Here is a 15,867-nt window from a genome sequence, read left to right as displayed (position 1 = left end):
GGCCCATGCGTGTACTGGTCGTCGATCACCCCCTGGTAGCCCACAAACTCACGGTTCTGAGGGACAAGAACACGTCCTCGCCGGTGTTCCGCCTCCTCACCGAGGAGCTCGTCACCCTCCTCGCCTACGAGGCCACCCGGGATGTCCGGGTGGAGACCGTCTCGATCGAGACCCCGGTGACGTCCACCGAGGGGGTGGGCCTCGTGAAGCCCACCCCGCTCGTGGTCCCCATCCTCCGGGCCGGCCTCGGCATGCTCGAGGGCATGACCCGTCTGGTACCCACCGCCGAGGTCGGTTTCCTCGGTATGGCCCGCAACGAGGAGACCCTCGAGGCGATCACCTACGCCGAGCGGCTGCCGGACGACCTCACGGGCCGCCAGGTCTTCGTGCTCGACCCGATGCTGGCCACCGGCGGCACCCTGCGCGAAGCCATCAAGTTCCTCTTCGCCCGCGGGGCGGCGGACATCACCTGCATCTGCCTGCTGGCCGCGCCCGAGGGTCTGGCCACCCTGCAGGAGGAACTCGACGGCCGCAATGTCACCATCGTGCTGGCATCCATCGACGAGAAGCTCAACGAGAAGTCCTACATCGTGCCGGGCCTGGGCGATGCCGGGGACCGCCTGTACGGCGTCGTCGGCTAATACCGCCGCTGCCGCGCGGGAGCCGGGGTGGCGCGTCCCCCACGGGCCCACCCGCAGGACAACGAAGCACTTCCGGTCCCCGGTTTCTTGCATCACGTTCCGATCACGGCTCAAATGGTGCGATGACCAACGACACGGGTACTCAAGCCTCCGCCACGAACAGTGGCCTGAAGCGGGCGGTCGGCGCGCCCCTGCTGTTCGCCTTCATCGTGGGCGACACCCTTGGAGCGGGCATCTACACGCTGGTGGGCGCCATGGCGGCCGACGTCGGTGGCGTGATCTGGCTGCCGCTGCTGATCGCGCTCGTCGTCGCGCTCCTCACCGCGGGAACTTACTGCGAGCTCATCACCAAGTACCCGCACGCAGGCGGGGCGGCCCGGTACGCCGAGCGGGCCTTCAAGGTCCCCTACCTCTCCTTCCTGGTCGGGTTCCTCATGATGGCCTCGGGCATCACGACGGCGGCCGCTCTCGCCAACGCCTTCGCGGGGGACTACCTCGCGGCCCTCATCGACGTCCCCGCCGCCCCGGCGGCGGCCGTCTTCATCATCATGCTGACGCTGATCAACCTCCGTGGGGTGAAGGAATCGCTCGGGGCCAACCTCGTGGCCTCCGTCATCGAGGTGACGGGCCTCGTGATCGTGATCGCGGTGGCCGCCGTCGTCTTCACCAGTGGCAACGGGGAGCCGTCGCGACTTCTCGAGTTCGCCCCCGAGGTCCCCGCGCTCCAGGGGGCCTTCGCCGCCTCCGTGATCGCCTTCTTCTCGTTCCTCGGATTCGAGGCCGCGGCCAACATGGCCGAGGAGGTCAAGAACCCGTCGAAGGCGTACCCGCGTGCCCTCTTCGGGGCCATCGGCACAGCTGCCGTCGTGTACATCCTCATCGCGGTCGGCGCCGTGATCGTGCTGCCGCCGGCAGATCTCGCCACCTCCTCCGGCCCGCTGCTGGATGTCGTCAACGCCAGCGGCGTGGGGCTGCCCCCGTGGATCTTCAGCCTGATCGCGCTCGTCGCGATCGCCAACGGCGCCCTGCTGTTCATGATCATGGCCAGCCGTGTGGGTTACGGCCTCGCGGAGGCGGGTCTGCTCCCGCAGGCGTTCGCCCGGGTGCTCCCCACCCGCCGCACCCCGTACGTGTCCATCATCGTCGTCGCCGCGCTCACCATCGGGCTCTCCTTCATCGGGGACGTCGGCACGCTCGCCGAGACCACGGTGCTCCTGCTGCTGCTCGTGTTCATCTCCGCCAACTTCAGCGTTCTGGTCCTCAAGAAGGACACGGTGGAGCATTCACACTTCTCCGTGCCGCGGATCGTGCCGATCCTCGCGACGATCGCCAGCATCGCCCTGCTCGCGCAGCAGAGCTTCGTCGTGTGGCTGGGCGGGCTCGCCTACATCGCCGTCGGTTCCATCCTGTTCGTCTGCGCCCGCGCCCGACGGAAGCACGAGGACCGCGTCAGCGCCGAGTAGCGGACGGCGCATCCGGACGACCACCGCGGTGCGGGAGGGCGGCGCGTGATCGGCAGCGGGAACCCCGTGGAGGCCGATCGGCGCCGCCCTTCTGCGTACGTGCAGCCTGCTGACCAGCGGCTATACAGGAGGGCCGGTCTTTGTTACTTCGACCGATCGATTGTTACGTGCAATAATTCCCCCGTGACCATCAACTCACTCGCATCTGCAGTGGCTGCTCCCACCTCGGACCTTGTGTCCGCTCCTGGACGCTGCTGCTATCGAATGCACGCGTAGCGGCCATACCCCAACCGGTACCACGCACCTCAAGCCCGACGGCGGGCATCCCTCTTCATCCCGACCGGGCACACCCGCATTCGAGCCGTGATGACGGCACACTTCTCGAGGTTGATCTCATGTCAGTAAATCCGGGCTACGTCCATATCTCGCTCCGTTCCGCTGCGAACCGCCCCGCGCACCAGCGTTTCCCCTCGGCTGCGGCCGCCCGGCTGCAGTCGGTTCAGGGCGCGGATGCCGCGATGACCCCGCCCGTGCCGGTGGTCACGCCGAACGGCGTCCCGGGTCCCCAGGCCGTCACGGGTGACACCACGGCGCGCGGCTTCGTGCTCTACGTCGCCCTCGACGAGGCGACGGCGGCCGCTGCCGGCACGACGTTCGCCAAGCTCGCACAGGACGTCCGCTCCTACGTGCGCTCCCTCGTGCCGACGGCGGAGAGCCACGCGGCCGTCGCCCTCGCGCCCGCGGACGCGCCGGGCTCCGACATCGACGTCGTCCGGGCAGCGCTCGGTGATCCCACCGTCGCCCGGCGCACGCGCTCGGACGCCGCGGCAGCTCCGCAGGCGCAGCCGCCGCGCCCCACGGGCGTGCTGATCGATCTCTCGCGCCGTGAGGTGCACCTGGACGGCGAGAGCCTGAACCTGACCTTCAAGGAGTTCGAACTCCTCAACTACCTCGTGGAGAACGCCACCCGCACGGTGGGCCGCGAGGAACTGCTCAGCGGACTCTGGCGGAACGCGGAGGAGGTGCCGAACGAGCGCACCATCGACGTGCACATCCGGCGCCTGCGCTCCAAGCTCGGCCGGCTCGCCAACACCGTCCGGACCGTGCGCGGGCAGGGGTACAGGTTCTACGATCACCCCGAGGTCGTCGTCTGGGCAGCTCCCGAGTACTCGATCTAGCGCTCGATCTCGCGCTCGGTGTGGCCCGCGCGGCGTCGGGTCCGGCCGGGACGGCGCTCCGGCACACTGCAGACCTATACTTCGGGGATGCCCTCCGCTCACCTCAAGACGCTCATGCTGCTGCGCCATGCGAAGGCCGAGTTCCAGGACGGCGTGCCGGACCACGAGCGCTCGCTCAGCTCCCGCGGCCATGCTGATGCCCCCCTCGTGGGGCGGTGGATGCTCGAGCACGATTCCGTCCCGGACTTCATCCTGGTGTCCACGGCTCTGCGCACGAGGCAGACCTGCACCTGGGTCTGCAAGGAGCTCGGGGACAAGGCGCCCACACCGAAACTCGAGGACGAGCTCTACGCCGCCCGGCCCGCCGAGATTCTGAGCCTCATCAACCACGTGCCGCCCACCGTCACGAGTCTCCTCGTGATCGCCCACAACCCGGGCGTCCAGGAACTGGCCATGCGTCTCGCCTCCGTCCGGTCCAGCGAGCGCGCGGTCATGGACCTCGCCACGGACTACCCGACGTCGGGCCTCACGGTCATGACGTTCGACGGCGACTGGGCGGAGCTCGACGGACGGGACGCCGACGTCACCGACTTCGTGGTCCGGCGGGCCTCCACCCTGCGCTGAGTCACATCCCGTACTTCTCGAGCAGCCTCAGCCAGATCTCGCTGACGGTGGGGTAGGCGGGGACCGCGTGCCACAGGCGGTCCAGCGGCACCTCGCCCACGACGGCGATGGTCGCGGCATGCAGCATCTCCGAGACCTCGGGTCCGGCGAACGTGACGCCGATGATCACCTTCCGGTCCTCGTCCACGACCATCTGGGCCCAGCCCTCGTAGTCGTCCGAGTGCAGGGCGGACCCGGCGACGGCGATGGCGAGCGAGGTCTCGGACGCGTTCACGCCGTCCTTGTGCGCCTGCTCGAGCGTGCGGCCCACCATCGCGATCTCCGGGTCGGTGAAGACCACCTGCGGCACCGCTGCGTGGTCGGCCGTCGCCGTGTAGGGGCTCCAGGGAGCGGCGTCGTCGCCGAGGAGTCCGTGGGCGCGAGCGGCGATCGCGTCGCCCGTCATCCGCGCCTCGTACTTGCCCTGGTGGGTCAGTTGCACGCGGCCGCCGGCGTCGCCCACGAGGTACAGCCATCCGCCGCTGTCCGGCACGCGACCGGTGTCGTCGGGGGTCAGCTTCTTCGGATCGAGCCCGAGGTCCTCGAGTCCGAGGCCGGTGGTGTGCGGGTGCCGGCCGGTGGAGACCAGCAGCTTCTCGGCGGTGACCGTCAAGCCGTCGCCCACGTCGAGGACGAACATGTCGGACTCCTTGCGGACGCGGTGCGTGGCGGTGTCGGTCAGGAGGGTGATGCCCTCCCCGCGGAGCGCGCCGAGCACGAGGTCGGAGGCTTCCTTCGGGTAGCCGCCGAGGATGCCACTGCGGGCGATGACGGTGACCTCCGAACCCAGCCGGGCGTAGGCCTGTGCGAGTTCCACGCCGGCCACACCTCCGCCGAGCACGGCGAGGCTCGCGGGAACGGACTTCGCCGAGGTCGCTTCACGCGTGGTCCAGTGGTCGAGGTCGGTCAGGCCGTCGATCGGCGGGACGGTCGGGGTGGAGCCCGTCGCCAGGACCACCGCATGGGACGCGCGGTAGACGGTCGTGGACTCGTCGTCGTGCGTGATGGTCACCTCGCGCTCACCCGTCACCGTGGCCCAGCCGCGCTCGAGGGTGATCCCGGCCGAGGCGACCCACTCCTCCTGCGAGGAGTCGTCCCAGTCCGAGGTGAAGGAGGTACGCCTGTCGAGCACCTGCGACGCGTCGAGCGTGCCGGTGACGGCCTCGCGGGCGCCGGCGACCGAGCGGGCGGCGTTGAGGACGGTGCCCGGGCGGAGGAGGGCCTTCGAGGGCATGCAGGCCCAGTAGGAGCATTCGCCGCCTACGAGGTCGGATTCGACCAGGACCGCGCTCAGGCCCTTCTGGACCACGCGCCCCGCCACGTTCTCGCCGACTGCGCCGGCTCCGATCACCACGACGTCCACGATCTTCGGTTCGCTCATGAGGCGAGCCTTGCACCCGGGGGGGCTCCGGGACAAGCGAAGAGGCCCCGATCGGAGTCGGGGCCTCTTCGTTTGTTCATGTGTCTATTCAGGAGTGCGCGCGAAGGGATTCGAACCCCCAACCTTCTGATCCGTAGTCAGATGCTCTATCCGTTGAGCTACGCACGCGAGTGCAGGTGTGTGATCCACGAGGAATCGGTGCTGCAGGGTGGCTGATTGGCCGTAGACAACTTTAGCGTGGAATCCGGATGACGCCTAATCAGTACTGCGCTCCGTGAGAACTAGACCGGTCTACGTGACCTTCGTCACTCGAACCTTGAACGTAAGCGCTCGACATCCCTGCGATGGCGGGCCGACGTGCCACTGTACCCACCCATGTCTCGGCTCCGGCCCCTTGCCTGAAACACGCCAGCCCTAGCATCGGAGCACACCGAGCACCCGACGAAGGGAAGACCAATGGGCGATGCCGTGCACCGGCTTGACCAGTCCGACAGCCAGCGTTCGAACGCCGTTCCGGGGTCCGCCGGCCCTGGTGCCGCGCCGACGACGCACGCCGCACTGCTGGCCTGGGTACACGAAGTGCAGGAGCTGACACAGCCCGCCGCCGTCGTCTGGGTGGATGGTTCGGCGACCGAGAACGCCAGGCTGTGTGACGAACTGGTCGAGGCGGGGACCTTCGTCCGGCTGAATCCCGAGACGTTCCCGAACTCCTTCGCGGCGTTCTCCGACCCGAAGGACGTCGCGCGGGTCGAGGAGCAGACCTTCATCTGCTCGCAGGACGAGCGCGAGGCCGGCTTCACCAACAACTGGATGGACCCGGCGGAGATGAAGACCAAGCTCACGGGCCTCTTCTCGGGTGCCATGCGCGGACGCACCATGTACGTCATCCCGTTCGTCATGGGCCACCTCGACGCCGAGGACCCGAAGTTCGGCGTGGAGATCACGGACAGCGCCTACGTGGTGACGTCGATGCGGATCATGGCGACCATCGGCACGGCCGTCCTCGACCGCATGACCGAGCTGGACGCCCCCTTCGTGCCGGCGCTGCACTCGCTCGGGGCACCGCTCGCGGACGGCGAGGCGGACGTCCCCTGGCCCTGCAACGAGGAGAAGTGGATCGTGCACTTCCCCGAGGAGCGGTCCATCTGGTCCTACGGCTCCGGCTACGGCGGCAACGCCCTGCTGGGCAAGAAGTGCTACGCGCTGCGGATCGCCTCCGTCATGGCGCGCGACGAGGGCTGGCTGGCTGAGCACATGCTGATCCTCAAGCTCACCTCGCCCCAGGACAAGACCTACTACCTCTCCGCGGCCTTCCCCTCGGCCTGCGGCAAGACCAACCTCGCGCTCCTCGACCCCACGATCGACGGCTGGAAGGTCGAGACCCTGGGCGACGACATCACCTGGATGCGCTTCGGCAAGGAGGGCGAGCTCCGTGCCGTCAATCCGGAGGCCGGCCTCTTCGGCGTCGCGCCCGGAACGGGCTGGCACACCAACCCGAATGCCATGCGCGCCATCGCCAAGGGCAACTCCGTCTTCACGAACGTCGCACTCACCGACGACGGCGGGGTGTGGTGGGAGGGCATGACCGAGGAGGTGCCCGCGCACCTCACCGACTGGCAGGGCCGGGACTGGACACCGGACATGGACCATACGGCCGCGCACCCGAACGCACGCTTCTGCACGCCGATCGACCAGATCGACATGCTCGCCGAGGAGTTCAACCGGCCCGACGGCGTGGAACTCTCCGCCATCCTGTTCGGCGGGCGTCGGAAGACGACCGTTCCCCTGGTCACGCAGTCACGCACCTGGGCCAACGGCATCTTCATGGGGTCCACGTTGTCCTCCGAGACCACCGCGGCCGCGGCGGGCGAGGTGGGTCGCGTGCGCCGCGACCCCATGGCCATGCTGCCGTTCATCGGGTACGACGCCGGTGACTACCTACGTCACTGGCTCACCCTCAGCGCCGGGGCCGACCAGGCGCGCCTGCCGCAGATCTTCCTGGTCAACTGGTTCCGCCGCACGGCGACCGGCGGTTTCGCCTGGCCCGGCTTCGGGGACAACTCGCGCGTCCTGAAATGGGTCATCGAGCGCCTCGAGGGAACGGCCGACGCCGTCGAGACGCCCATCGGTTACGTCCCCACGGGGGACGCCCTGGACCTCAGCGGCCTCGACATGACGCCGGCGGAGGTCGAGGCCGCCGTGCACGTCGACGCCGTCGAGTGGGCCGAGGAGCTCGAAGGGATCGAGCAGTGGTACGGGCGCTTCGGGGATTCCCTACCCGAGGAGCTCCGGGGCCAGCTCGACGAGTTGAAGGTGCGCTTCAGCAACGCCTGACATGCCGCACACGAAAGGCCCCTTCCATGAGGAAGGGGCCTTTCGTCTGGGGGAGTACCGTCGCCGCGCCGCCGTCGTGCCGCGGTGCTGGGCGTGCCGGTGCGGTCCGTCAGTCGCGGATGACGGCGAGGACGCGCTGCACGAGGTCCTCGAGTGTCTGAGGGTCCACGGCCTCCGCGTTCAGCCGGAGGTACGGCTCGGTGTTCGAGGGGCGGAGGTTGAACCACCAGTTCCCGTGCGCGGGGGTGAAGGTGAGACCGTCGAGGTCGTCCACCACCACGCCGTCCTGCTCGAACTCGGTGCGGGCCCGGGCGATCGACGCCTGCAGGTCCACGACCTTCGAGTTGACCTCGCCCGAGGAGAAGTAGGGCTCGTACTCACGGCCGAGCTCCGACAGCGGGCCGTCCTGCTCGCCGAGCGCCGCGAGGACGTGCATGGCCGCGAGCATGCCGGTGTCCGCGTTCCAGAAGTCGCGGAAGTAGTAGTGCGCCGAGTGCTCCCCGCCGAACACCGCGCCCTCCTCGGCCATCACGGCCTTGATGAAGGAGTGTCCTACGCGCGTGCGGACCGGGCGGCCGCCGTCGTTCCTGATCAGTTCCGGCACCGCGCGTGAGGTGATCAGGTTGTGGATGATCACGGGCTCGGCCTCACCAGCGGCCTGCGCGCGGGCGATCTCGCGGCGCGCCACCATCGCCGTGATGGCGCTCGGCGAGACCGGCTCGCCGCGCTCGTCGATGATGAAGCAGCGGTCGGCGTCACCGTCGAACGCGATCCCGATGTCAGCGCCGTGCTCGACGACGGCGGCCTGCAGGTCGAGCAGGTTCTCCGGCTCCAGCGGGTTGGCGGGATGGTTGGGGAAGGAGCCGTCGAGCTCGAAGTAGAGGGGCACGATGTCGAACGGCAGGGCGGGCAGCAGCTTGTCGCCGAGCACCGCGGGAGTGGTGAGGCCCGCCATGCCGTTGCCGGCGTCGACCACGACCTTCAGGGGGCGGGTCCCCGAGAGGTCCACCTGTGCGCGGAGGAAGCGCGCGTACTCCTCGAGGACGTCGCGCACGCTGGTGGTGCCCTGGACGTCCACGGCCGGGATGGTGCCGTCGTCGAGGTAGCGCTCCGCACGCTCCTGCACGTCCTTGAGTCCGGTCTCGGACGAGACCGGGACGGCGCCGGGACGGGTCATCTTCATCCCGTTGTACTGGGCGGGGTTGTGGCTGGCGGTGAACGTCACGCCGGCCGCGTCCAGCGTGCCGCTCGCGTAGTACAGCTCGTCGGTGGAGATGAGGTCGAGGAACAGGACGTTGGCCCCGCGGAGGGTGGCTCCCTCGGAGAAGGACTTCGAGAACTCCGGCGACGACGGACGCATGTCGCCGCCGACCAGGATAGTCTCGCCCGCGAGCCCCAGGGAGTCCACGAAGGCCGCCCCGACAGCGCGCACCGAGTCCACGGTGATGGTCTCGCCGACGATGCCGCGCACGTCATAGGCCTTGAAGGATGCTGAGAGATCGAAGGGTGTATTCACGTCTGGAAGTGTATCGGCTGGCCTTCCGGCACCCGTTTCCCACATAGCCTCCCCCAACCCGGCCGACTGGGGGAGGGGGCTGGGAGACTGGAGGCATGTCACCCACCACCACACTCAACGAGCAGGCCGCCGAGATCCTCCACACGCTGGTGGGGTCGAAGGACGCCCGGTTCCACGACGGTCAGTTCGAAGCCATCGAGGCCCTCGTCGAGGGTGGCCGGCGGGCGCTCGTCGTGCAGCGCACCGGGTGGGGTAAGTCCGCGGTGTACTTCGTCGCGAGCCTCCTGCTCAGGGCTCGCGGCGCCGGGCCCACCCTGATCGTCTCGCCGCTGCTGGCCCTCATGCGGGACCAGGTGGCGGCAGCCGCGCGCGCGGGCGTCCGGGCGGAAGCCATCAACTCGGCCAACCAGACCGAGTGGCAGGACATCATCGCGAAGCTCCAGGCCGACGAGGTGGACGTGCTGCTCGTCTCGCCGGAACGCCTGAACAACCCGTCCTTCCGGGAGCTGTACCTCCCGGAGCTCATGCGGCGCACCGGCCTGCTCGTCATCGACGAGGCGCACTGCATCTCGGACTGGGGACACGACTTCCGCCCCGACTACCGGCGCCTCCGGGAACTGATCATGGGCCTGCCCCAGGGCGTCCCGGTCCTGGCGACCACGGCGACCGCCAACTCACGCGTGGTGAAGGACGTCGAGGAGCAGCTCGGGGCGGGCGGCACGGACGTCTTCACCCTGCGTGGGGAGCTGGCGCGGAAGTCGTTGCGGCTCGGCGTCCTCCGGCTGCCGAGTCCGCGGTCGCGCCTCGCCTGGCTGCTCACGCACCTCACGGATCTGCCGGGGAGCGGCATCATCTACGCCCTGACCGTCTCCGCCGCCGAGGACACCGCGCGGCTGCTGCGGGAGAACGGGCACGCGGTCCGGGCCTACACCGGACGCACCGATCCGGCGGATCGCGAGGCGGCGGAGATGGCGCTGAAGAACAACGAGGTGAAGGCGCTCGTCGCCACGAGCGCCCTCGGCATGGGCTTCGACAAGCCCGATCTCGGCTTCGTGGTGCACCTCGGCGCACCGTCCTCGCCGGTCGCGTACTACCAGCAGGTGGGCCGCGCGGGCCGCGGAACGCCGAATGCGGACGTGCTGCTGCTGCCCGGCGCCGAGGACCGCGACATCTGGGAGTACTTCGCCACCGCCTCCATGCCCTCGGAGGACGCCGCGCTCCGCGTGCTCGAGGCCCTGGAGCCGGGAGTGGTCCTCTCGACGCCCGCGTTGGAGACACGCGTGAACCTCAAGCGGTCGCCCCTCGAGTTGCTGCTGAAGGTGCTCGACGTCGACGGTGCGGTCCGCAAGGTGACGGGCGGCTGGGAGAGCACCGGTACGCCCTGGACCTACGACGCCGATCGCTACCGCCGCATCAGCGAGGCGCGGGTCGTCGAGCAGAAGTCCATGCTCGACTACGAGAACACGACCTCCTGCCGCATGGAATTCCTCTCCCGCTCCCTGGACGATCCTGCGGCGACGCCCTGCGGACGCTGTGACAACTGCGCCGGGCCCTGGTACTCCGACGACGTGGCCCACGAGGCCTCGGACTCCGCCAACCAGGCCCTGAGCCGCGTCGGCGTCGAGCTCGAGCCGCGTGGCCAGTGGCCGTCGGGCATGGACAAGCTCGGAGTGGCGCTCAAGGGGAAGCTGAAGCCCGGCGAGGTGAGCCTTCCCGGGCGCGCGCTCGCACGTCTGACGGACCTCGGATGGGGCAACAGATTGCGGGAGCTGATGTCCGACGCCACGCCCGATGCTCCGCTGGATCCCGCCGTCATCGAAGCGGTGGTGCGCGTACTGGCGCAGTGGGGCTGGGACGAGCGCCCGGTGGCCGTGGTGAGTGTGCCCTCGCGTCGACGCCCGGAACTGATCACGTCCCTCGCGCAGGCGCTCGCCGACGTCGGGCGCATCCCCTATCTCGGCCGACTGACCACGCCGAACGGCTACCCGCAGGGTCAGCCCGGCGGCAACAGCGCGTTCCGCCTCGCCCAGGTGTGGGACCACTTCGGTGTCCCGGAGGAGGGAGCGGCCTGGTTCGCGGCCAATCCCGGGCCGGTGCTGCTCGTGGACGACTTCGCCGACAGCCGCTGGACCATCACCGAGGCCGGGCGCGCGCTGCGGGTGGCGGGGGCCTCCGGAGTGCTGCCGTTCGCCCTCGCGTTGAAGGCCTGACCTCCGCGAGGGGGCGCTCGGGGGAGAAGGTCCTTCGACTGGGGCGAACGGCAACGAAAAGGGGCCCCATTCCTGGGGCCCCTCGATGCGGAGACGGGGGGATTTGAACCCCCGGTAGGCTTTAGGCCCACACTTCATTAGCAGTGAAGCCCATTCGGCCGCTCTGGCACGTCTCCATCGGCTATCGCTAGCTGTGCAAGGCTACCCGGTGAATGACGGCAAGAGCAAAACGCTGTGAGGCCCTGCGAGGCGCCACGATCGGTGCTTCGCGCCGCCGTCGATCACAGGGATCCGGTGAGCGCACGCCACAGGAACTCGAAGCTCATCGCATGCATCCGGGCAGCCTGGCGGTTGTCGGCTGCCCCCGCGTGGCCGCCCTCGAGCGCCTCGTGGAACCAGACGTCGTCGATCCCCCGCTCCTTCATCAGCGCGGCCATCTTGCGGGCCTGGACCGGACCCACGCGGTCGTCACTGGTGGCCGTCCAGATGAGGGTCTTCGGATAGGTGACGCCGTCCCGAAGGAGGTGGTACGGCGAGAACGTCCGCACGTACTCCCATTCCTCCGGCCTGTCCGGGTCGCCGTACTCCGCGATCCACGAGAACCCGGCGGAGAGCTTCGTGTAGCGCCGCATGTCGAGCAGGGGCACCCCGCAGGAGATCGCCCCGAAGAGGTGGGGGTAGGTGGTCAGCATGTTGCCCACCAGCAGGCCTCCGTTGCTGCGCCCGGTGCAGCCGAGCAACGCCGGTGAGGTGACGCCCCGCCGTACGAGATCCTCGGCGATGGCCGCGAAGTCCTCGTACGCGCGATGCCGGTTCGCGTGGAGCGCGGCGTGATGCCAGCGCGGGCCGTACTCACCGCCCCCTCGGATGTTCGCGAGCACGTACACGCCGTGCCGTTCGTCGTCGGTGCTGCGTTCCAGCCAGCCCCGCCCGATCACGCCGCTGTAGGCGGGTGTCATCGCGTGTTCGAAGCCGCCGTAACCGGAGAGCAGCGTGGGGTTGCCGCCGTCGAGCGTGAGCTCGGTGGACGCGACCTGGAAGTAGGGCACACGCGTGCCGTCCAGGGAGACGGCGAAGTGCTGCTCCACGCTGAAGCGGGACTCGTCGAAGAACGACGGCGAGGACTTCACGGTGCCGTGCGTCCCGCCGATCGTGCCGCGGTAGAGGGTGGAGGGCGTCAGGAACCCCGTGGCGACGAGCCAGTAGTCGTTGCCGTCCACCTCGTCCTCGTCGTCCACCGCGTAGGCGTCGACCGAGTGGAGGGGCGGGCAGGCGTCGAGCGTCGCGGCGTGCCAGTCGCGGGCCGGGTCGAGGATGCGGATCTCCGAGGAGACGTCGTGGAGCAGGTTCAGCAGGAGGAAGTCGCGGGTCCAGCTCCAGGACTGCAGCGAGGTCGCCTCGTCGGGGGTGAACACCGCCACGAGCGGCGACCCACCGATGAGGAACTCCTCGAACCGGACCACCAGCAGGGAGCCGGCCTCGTGGGTCGAGCCGCCGACCGTCCAGTCCGTCCGCGGGCGGATCACGAGCCATTCACGGTGCAGGGACACGCTCGCGTCCTCGGGCACCTCGATGAGGCGCCAGTCGTCGTCCCGCCGCACGTAGGTGCGGCGCGTGTAGAAATCGATCGTGTCGACGGCGATGTCCCGCTCGAACCCGGGCGTCGGATCGTGCATCACCAGCGCCACCATGTGGTTCTCGTCGACCTCGAAGCACTGCTCGGCGTCGGTCAGGTTCCCGCCCCTGTGGAGCGTCCGCACGGTGCGCGGGTACGAGCTCGAGGTCATGGACTCCGGCCCCACGTCGGTCGCCACGAAGAGGGTGTCCCGTCCGGCCCAACTGACGCGGCTCTTCGCCGTCGGGAGATCGAACCCGCCCTCCACGAACGCGAGTGTCCCGAGGTCGAACTCGCGATACCGGTGCGCATCGCCGCCGTCCGGCGAGAGGACCACGAGGACGCGTTCGTGGGGTGCACCCTCGGCCGGCCGGAGGAAGAGCGCGCCGGCCCAGACCCACTCCGTGTGCTCCTCGGCGCTCAGGGCGTCGAGGTCGAGCAGCAGTTCCCAGTCGGGATCGTCGGAGCGGTAGCTGTCCCAGGAGGTGCGGCGCCAGACGCCCTGCCGGTGCTCGGCGTCGCGCCAGAAGTTGTAGTAGTGGTTCCCGTGCTTGCCCACCATGGGAATGCGGTCCGTGGAGTCCAGCACGTCGAGGATGCGCTGCTCACCGGCCTCGAACTCGGGGGTCACCAGCACGTTCTCCGTCAGCGCGTTCTCCCGGCGCACCCAGTCGAGCTGCCTGTCCCCGTAGATGTCCTCGAGCCACAGGAAGGGGTCGTCCGTCGTCGTCGGGGTGTCCGTCGTGTCCGTCATGCGCCCATCCTATGCAGGCGTCCGGGTACGGGCGGCGGGTCACCGGCCGGCCTCGAGCGGTGAGCCGCCCAGGTGAGGGAACGCCGACAGGCGTTGGATACTCTTGGTCCGTGGGAACCCAGGAGCCGCAGCAGGTGGCCGTCATCGGCGCAGGACCCCGCGGCACCTCCGTGGTGGAACGCCTGATCGCCCGGGCCCTCGAGCTCGGGGACGCGGCGCCGCCCCTGACGATCCACGTGATCGACCCGTACGAACCCGGCCCCGGTCACGTCTGGCGCACCGGGCAGTCGCGCCTCTTCCTCATGAACACGCCCTGCCTCTACCCCACGGTGGTTCCGGTCGGCAGAGCCGGGCAGCGGGTGGCACCCTCGCCCGTCGGCGTCGCGTTCGACGAGTGGCGCCTACGCGTGGTGAACGGCCTCATCAGTGCGCCCGACGACGACCTCGAGGAGTGTGCACGCCTCACCTCGAGCGGTTTCCCGAGCAGGGCGCTGTACGGGCGCTACCTCGCGTGGGTCTTCGCGGAGGCAGTGCGGACGGCGCCCGTGGGCACCCGCGTGGTGCACCATCGGCACGAGGCCGTCGACCTCCACGCGCTCGGTCCCCGCCGGTGGCGGATCAGTCTCGACGACGGCAGCGGCCTCGAGGTCGACGACGTCGTGCTGGCGCTGGGGCACCTCCCCGCGGCGCTCACGCCGGAGCAGGGGAGACTGCAGGACGCCTCGGCGCGGCACGGACTGCAGTACTGGCCGCCCGCGGTGCCCGCCGACGTCGACTGGCGCCGGGTGCCGGCCGGCAAGACCGTGCTGATCCGGGGGCTCGGGCTCAACTTCTTCGACGCGATGATCCAGCTCACGGAGGGGCGCGGCGGTGCGTTCACGCAGCGTGAGGACGGGCGGCTCGAGTACAGCCCGTCGGGGAAGGAGCCGCGGCTCGTCGCGGCGTCGCGTCGCGGGGTCCCGTACCGTGCCAAGGCCGCCATCGATACCTACGTTCCGCGCAGCGTGCGGCTCCGGTTCTGCACGCCTGCGGCCGTCCTCGGTCTCCGCACGAGCGGGATCCAACTCGGCTTCGACCACGACCTGTGGCCGCTGCTGCATCGCGACGTCCTCTGGGCCTACTACTCGACGCTGTGCCGCAGCGACGGAGCAGCTACAGGTGCAGACGAGATGCCCATCGGGGCACCCGACCGTTTCCTCGAGGAACTCGATGCCGCTCTGTCGGAGCGGTCCACCGCCTGGGAGGACGAGGTGTCCGTCGTGGTCGGCCGCCACGTGCCCGACGCGCACCGCCTCGACGTCGAGGCCCTGGCTCAGCCCTTCGCCGGGAGGCACTTCGCGGGCGGGGAGGCCTTCACCTCGGCCGTGCTGGGCTACCTCGAGGCGGACGCCGCAGGCTCGGCCCGCGGGGAGGAGGATCCGCTGAAGATGGCCATCGGGGCGCTGAACGCGGGCCGGTCCGTGGTCAAGCAGGTCGTGTCGGACGGCGGCATCTCCGACGCGTCGTGGAAGTCCGAGCTGCGCGGTTGGTTCGAGCCGCTCGTCGAGGGTCTGGCCAGTGGACCCCCTCCACTGCGGATCGCCCAGCTGGCGGCCCTAGTACGGGCGGGAGTGGTGCGCTTCGTCGGGCCGAACCCCACCTTCGGCTTCGATCCCGATGACGCGCTGTTCCGGGCATCGTCCCCCTGGGTGAAGGATGATTCCTTCACGGCCCAGTACCTCGTCGAGGCGATGATGCCGGCCAACCGCGTCGCGACCACGCGATCCCCTCTCCTCGCATCGCTCGTGGAGCGGGGTCTCGTGCGCCCGAGGATGACGGTGTCCGAGGGCGGAGCCCCGGAAGCCTCGGCAGGTCTCGACGTGACTCCACCGCCCTACCGCGCGATCGACGGTTCCGGGCACGCACTGGACTCCCTCTTCGTGATCGGCCTCCAGCTCTCCTCGGTGCAGTGGGGTACGGCGATCGCGGCCGAGTCGGGCGCGGATCTGGAAGCGGGCGGACGCACCCTGCTCGACGCCGATGCCATCGCGACGGCGATCACCGCCCCGATGGGCCGTACCTGACCCTCCTTCGACGCCCGGACCCGCAGTGCCCGTGACGAACGGAAGGGAC

The 15,867-nt window shown here is 69.6% G+C and carries 10 protein-coding genes and 2 tRNA genes; 7 read left to right on the top strand and 5 right to left on the bottom strand.

What is annotated here, in order from left to right:
- Nucleotides 1-5 precede the first annotated feature (5 nt).
- From upp to AC4D16_RS15630, 4 genes are all read left to right on the top strand, one after another.
- Entirely contained in the window at nucleotides 6-641 is a 636-nt protein-coding gene (gene upp, locus AC4D16_RS15645; protein WP_490950873.1) for a uracil phosphoribosyltransferase, read from the top strand.
- Between the two features lie 122 nt (nucleotides 642-763).
- Nucleotides 764-2,104: an APC family permease gene (locus AC4D16_RS15640; protein ID WP_490955643.1), complete on the top strand. Its 1,341-nt coding sequence runs from the start codon at nucleotides 764-766 to the stop codon at nucleotides 2,102-2,104.
- Between the two features lie 395 nt (nucleotides 2,105-2,499).
- A complete protein-coding gene (locus tag AC4D16_RS15635; protein ID WP_490955642.1) occupies nucleotides 2,500-3,282 on the top strand; it encodes a winged helix-turn-helix domain-containing protein in 783 nt (260 codons plus the stop codon).
- Between the two features lie 87 nt (nucleotides 3,283-3,369).
- Nucleotides 3,370-3,906, top strand: a complete 537-nt coding sequence (locus AC4D16_RS15630) for a SixA phosphatase family protein (protein WP_490950870.1) — start codon at nucleotides 3,370-3,372, stop codon at nucleotides 3,904-3,906.
- A gap of 1 nt (nucleotide 3,907) precedes the next feature.
- Here AC4D16_RS15630 and AC4D16_RS15625 read toward each other — a convergent pair whose 3' ends face one another.
- A complete protein-coding gene (locus AC4D16_RS15625; RefSeq protein ID WP_490955641.1) occupies nucleotides 3,908-5,326 on the bottom strand; it encodes a dihydrolipoyl dehydrogenase family protein in 1,419 nt (472 codons plus the stop codon).
- Nucleotides 5,327-5,421: 95 nt separating this feature from the next.
- A tRNA-Arg gene (locus AC4D16_RS15620) sits at nucleotides 5,422-5,494 on the bottom strand.
- Between the two features lie 288 nt (nucleotides 5,495-5,782).
- Here AC4D16_RS15620 and AC4D16_RS15615 point away from each other — a divergent pair.
- A complete protein-coding gene (locus tag AC4D16_RS15615) occupies nucleotides 5,783-7,660 on the top strand; it encodes a phosphoenolpyruvate carboxykinase (GTP) (RefSeq protein ID WP_490950868.1) in 1,878 nt (625 codons plus the stop codon).
- 109 nt (nucleotides 7,661-7,769) lie between these two features.
- Here AC4D16_RS15615 and AC4D16_RS15610 read toward each other — a convergent pair whose 3' ends face one another.
- A complete protein-coding gene (locus AC4D16_RS15610; protein ID WP_490950867.1) occupies nucleotides 7,770-9,221 on the bottom strand; it encodes a phosphomannomutase/phosphoglucomutase in 1,452 nt (483 codons plus the stop codon).
- Between the two features lie 50 nt (nucleotides 9,222-9,271).
- On the opposite strand from AC4D16_RS15610, the gene AC4D16_RS15605 reads away from it, so the two are divergent.
- The gene (locus AC4D16_RS15605) at nucleotides 9,272-11,386 is read left to right on the top strand and encodes a RecQ family ATP-dependent DNA helicase (protein ID WP_490955640.1); all 2,115 of its coding nucleotides are present in this window, start codon (nucleotides 9,272-9,274) and stop codon (nucleotides 11,384-11,386) included.
- A gap of 88 nt (nucleotides 11,387-11,474) precedes the next feature.
- On the opposite strand, the gene AC4D16_RS15600 is transcribed toward AC4D16_RS15605, so the two are convergent.
- Both AC4D16_RS15600 and AC4D16_RS15595 read right to left on the bottom strand, forming a co-directional pair.
- Nucleotides 11,475-11,562: transfer RNA gene (locus AC4D16_RS15600), tRNA-Ser, on the bottom strand.
- A 105-nt stretch (nucleotides 11,563-11,667) separates the two neighbouring features.
- The gene (locus AC4D16_RS15595; protein WP_490955639.1) at nucleotides 11,668-13,755 is read right to left on the bottom strand and encodes a prolyl oligopeptidase family serine peptidase; all 2,088 of its coding nucleotides are present in this window, start codon (nucleotides 13,753-13,755) and stop codon (nucleotides 11,668-11,670) included.
- Nucleotides 13,756-13,865: 110 nt separating this feature from the next.
- On the opposite strand from AC4D16_RS15595, the gene AC4D16_RS15590 reads away from it, so the two are divergent.
- A complete protein-coding gene (locus tag AC4D16_RS15590; protein WP_490955638.1) occupies nucleotides 13,866-15,818 on the top strand; it encodes an FAD/NAD(P)-binding protein in 1,953 nt (650 codons plus the stop codon).
- Nucleotides 15,819-15,867 lie beyond the last annotated feature (49 nt).

Source organism: Arthrobacter sp. TJ-236 (assembly GCF_058269235.1).
Note: the sequence above shows the minus strand (reverse complement) of the source record. Positions and strands in the feature narration are given on the sequence as shown.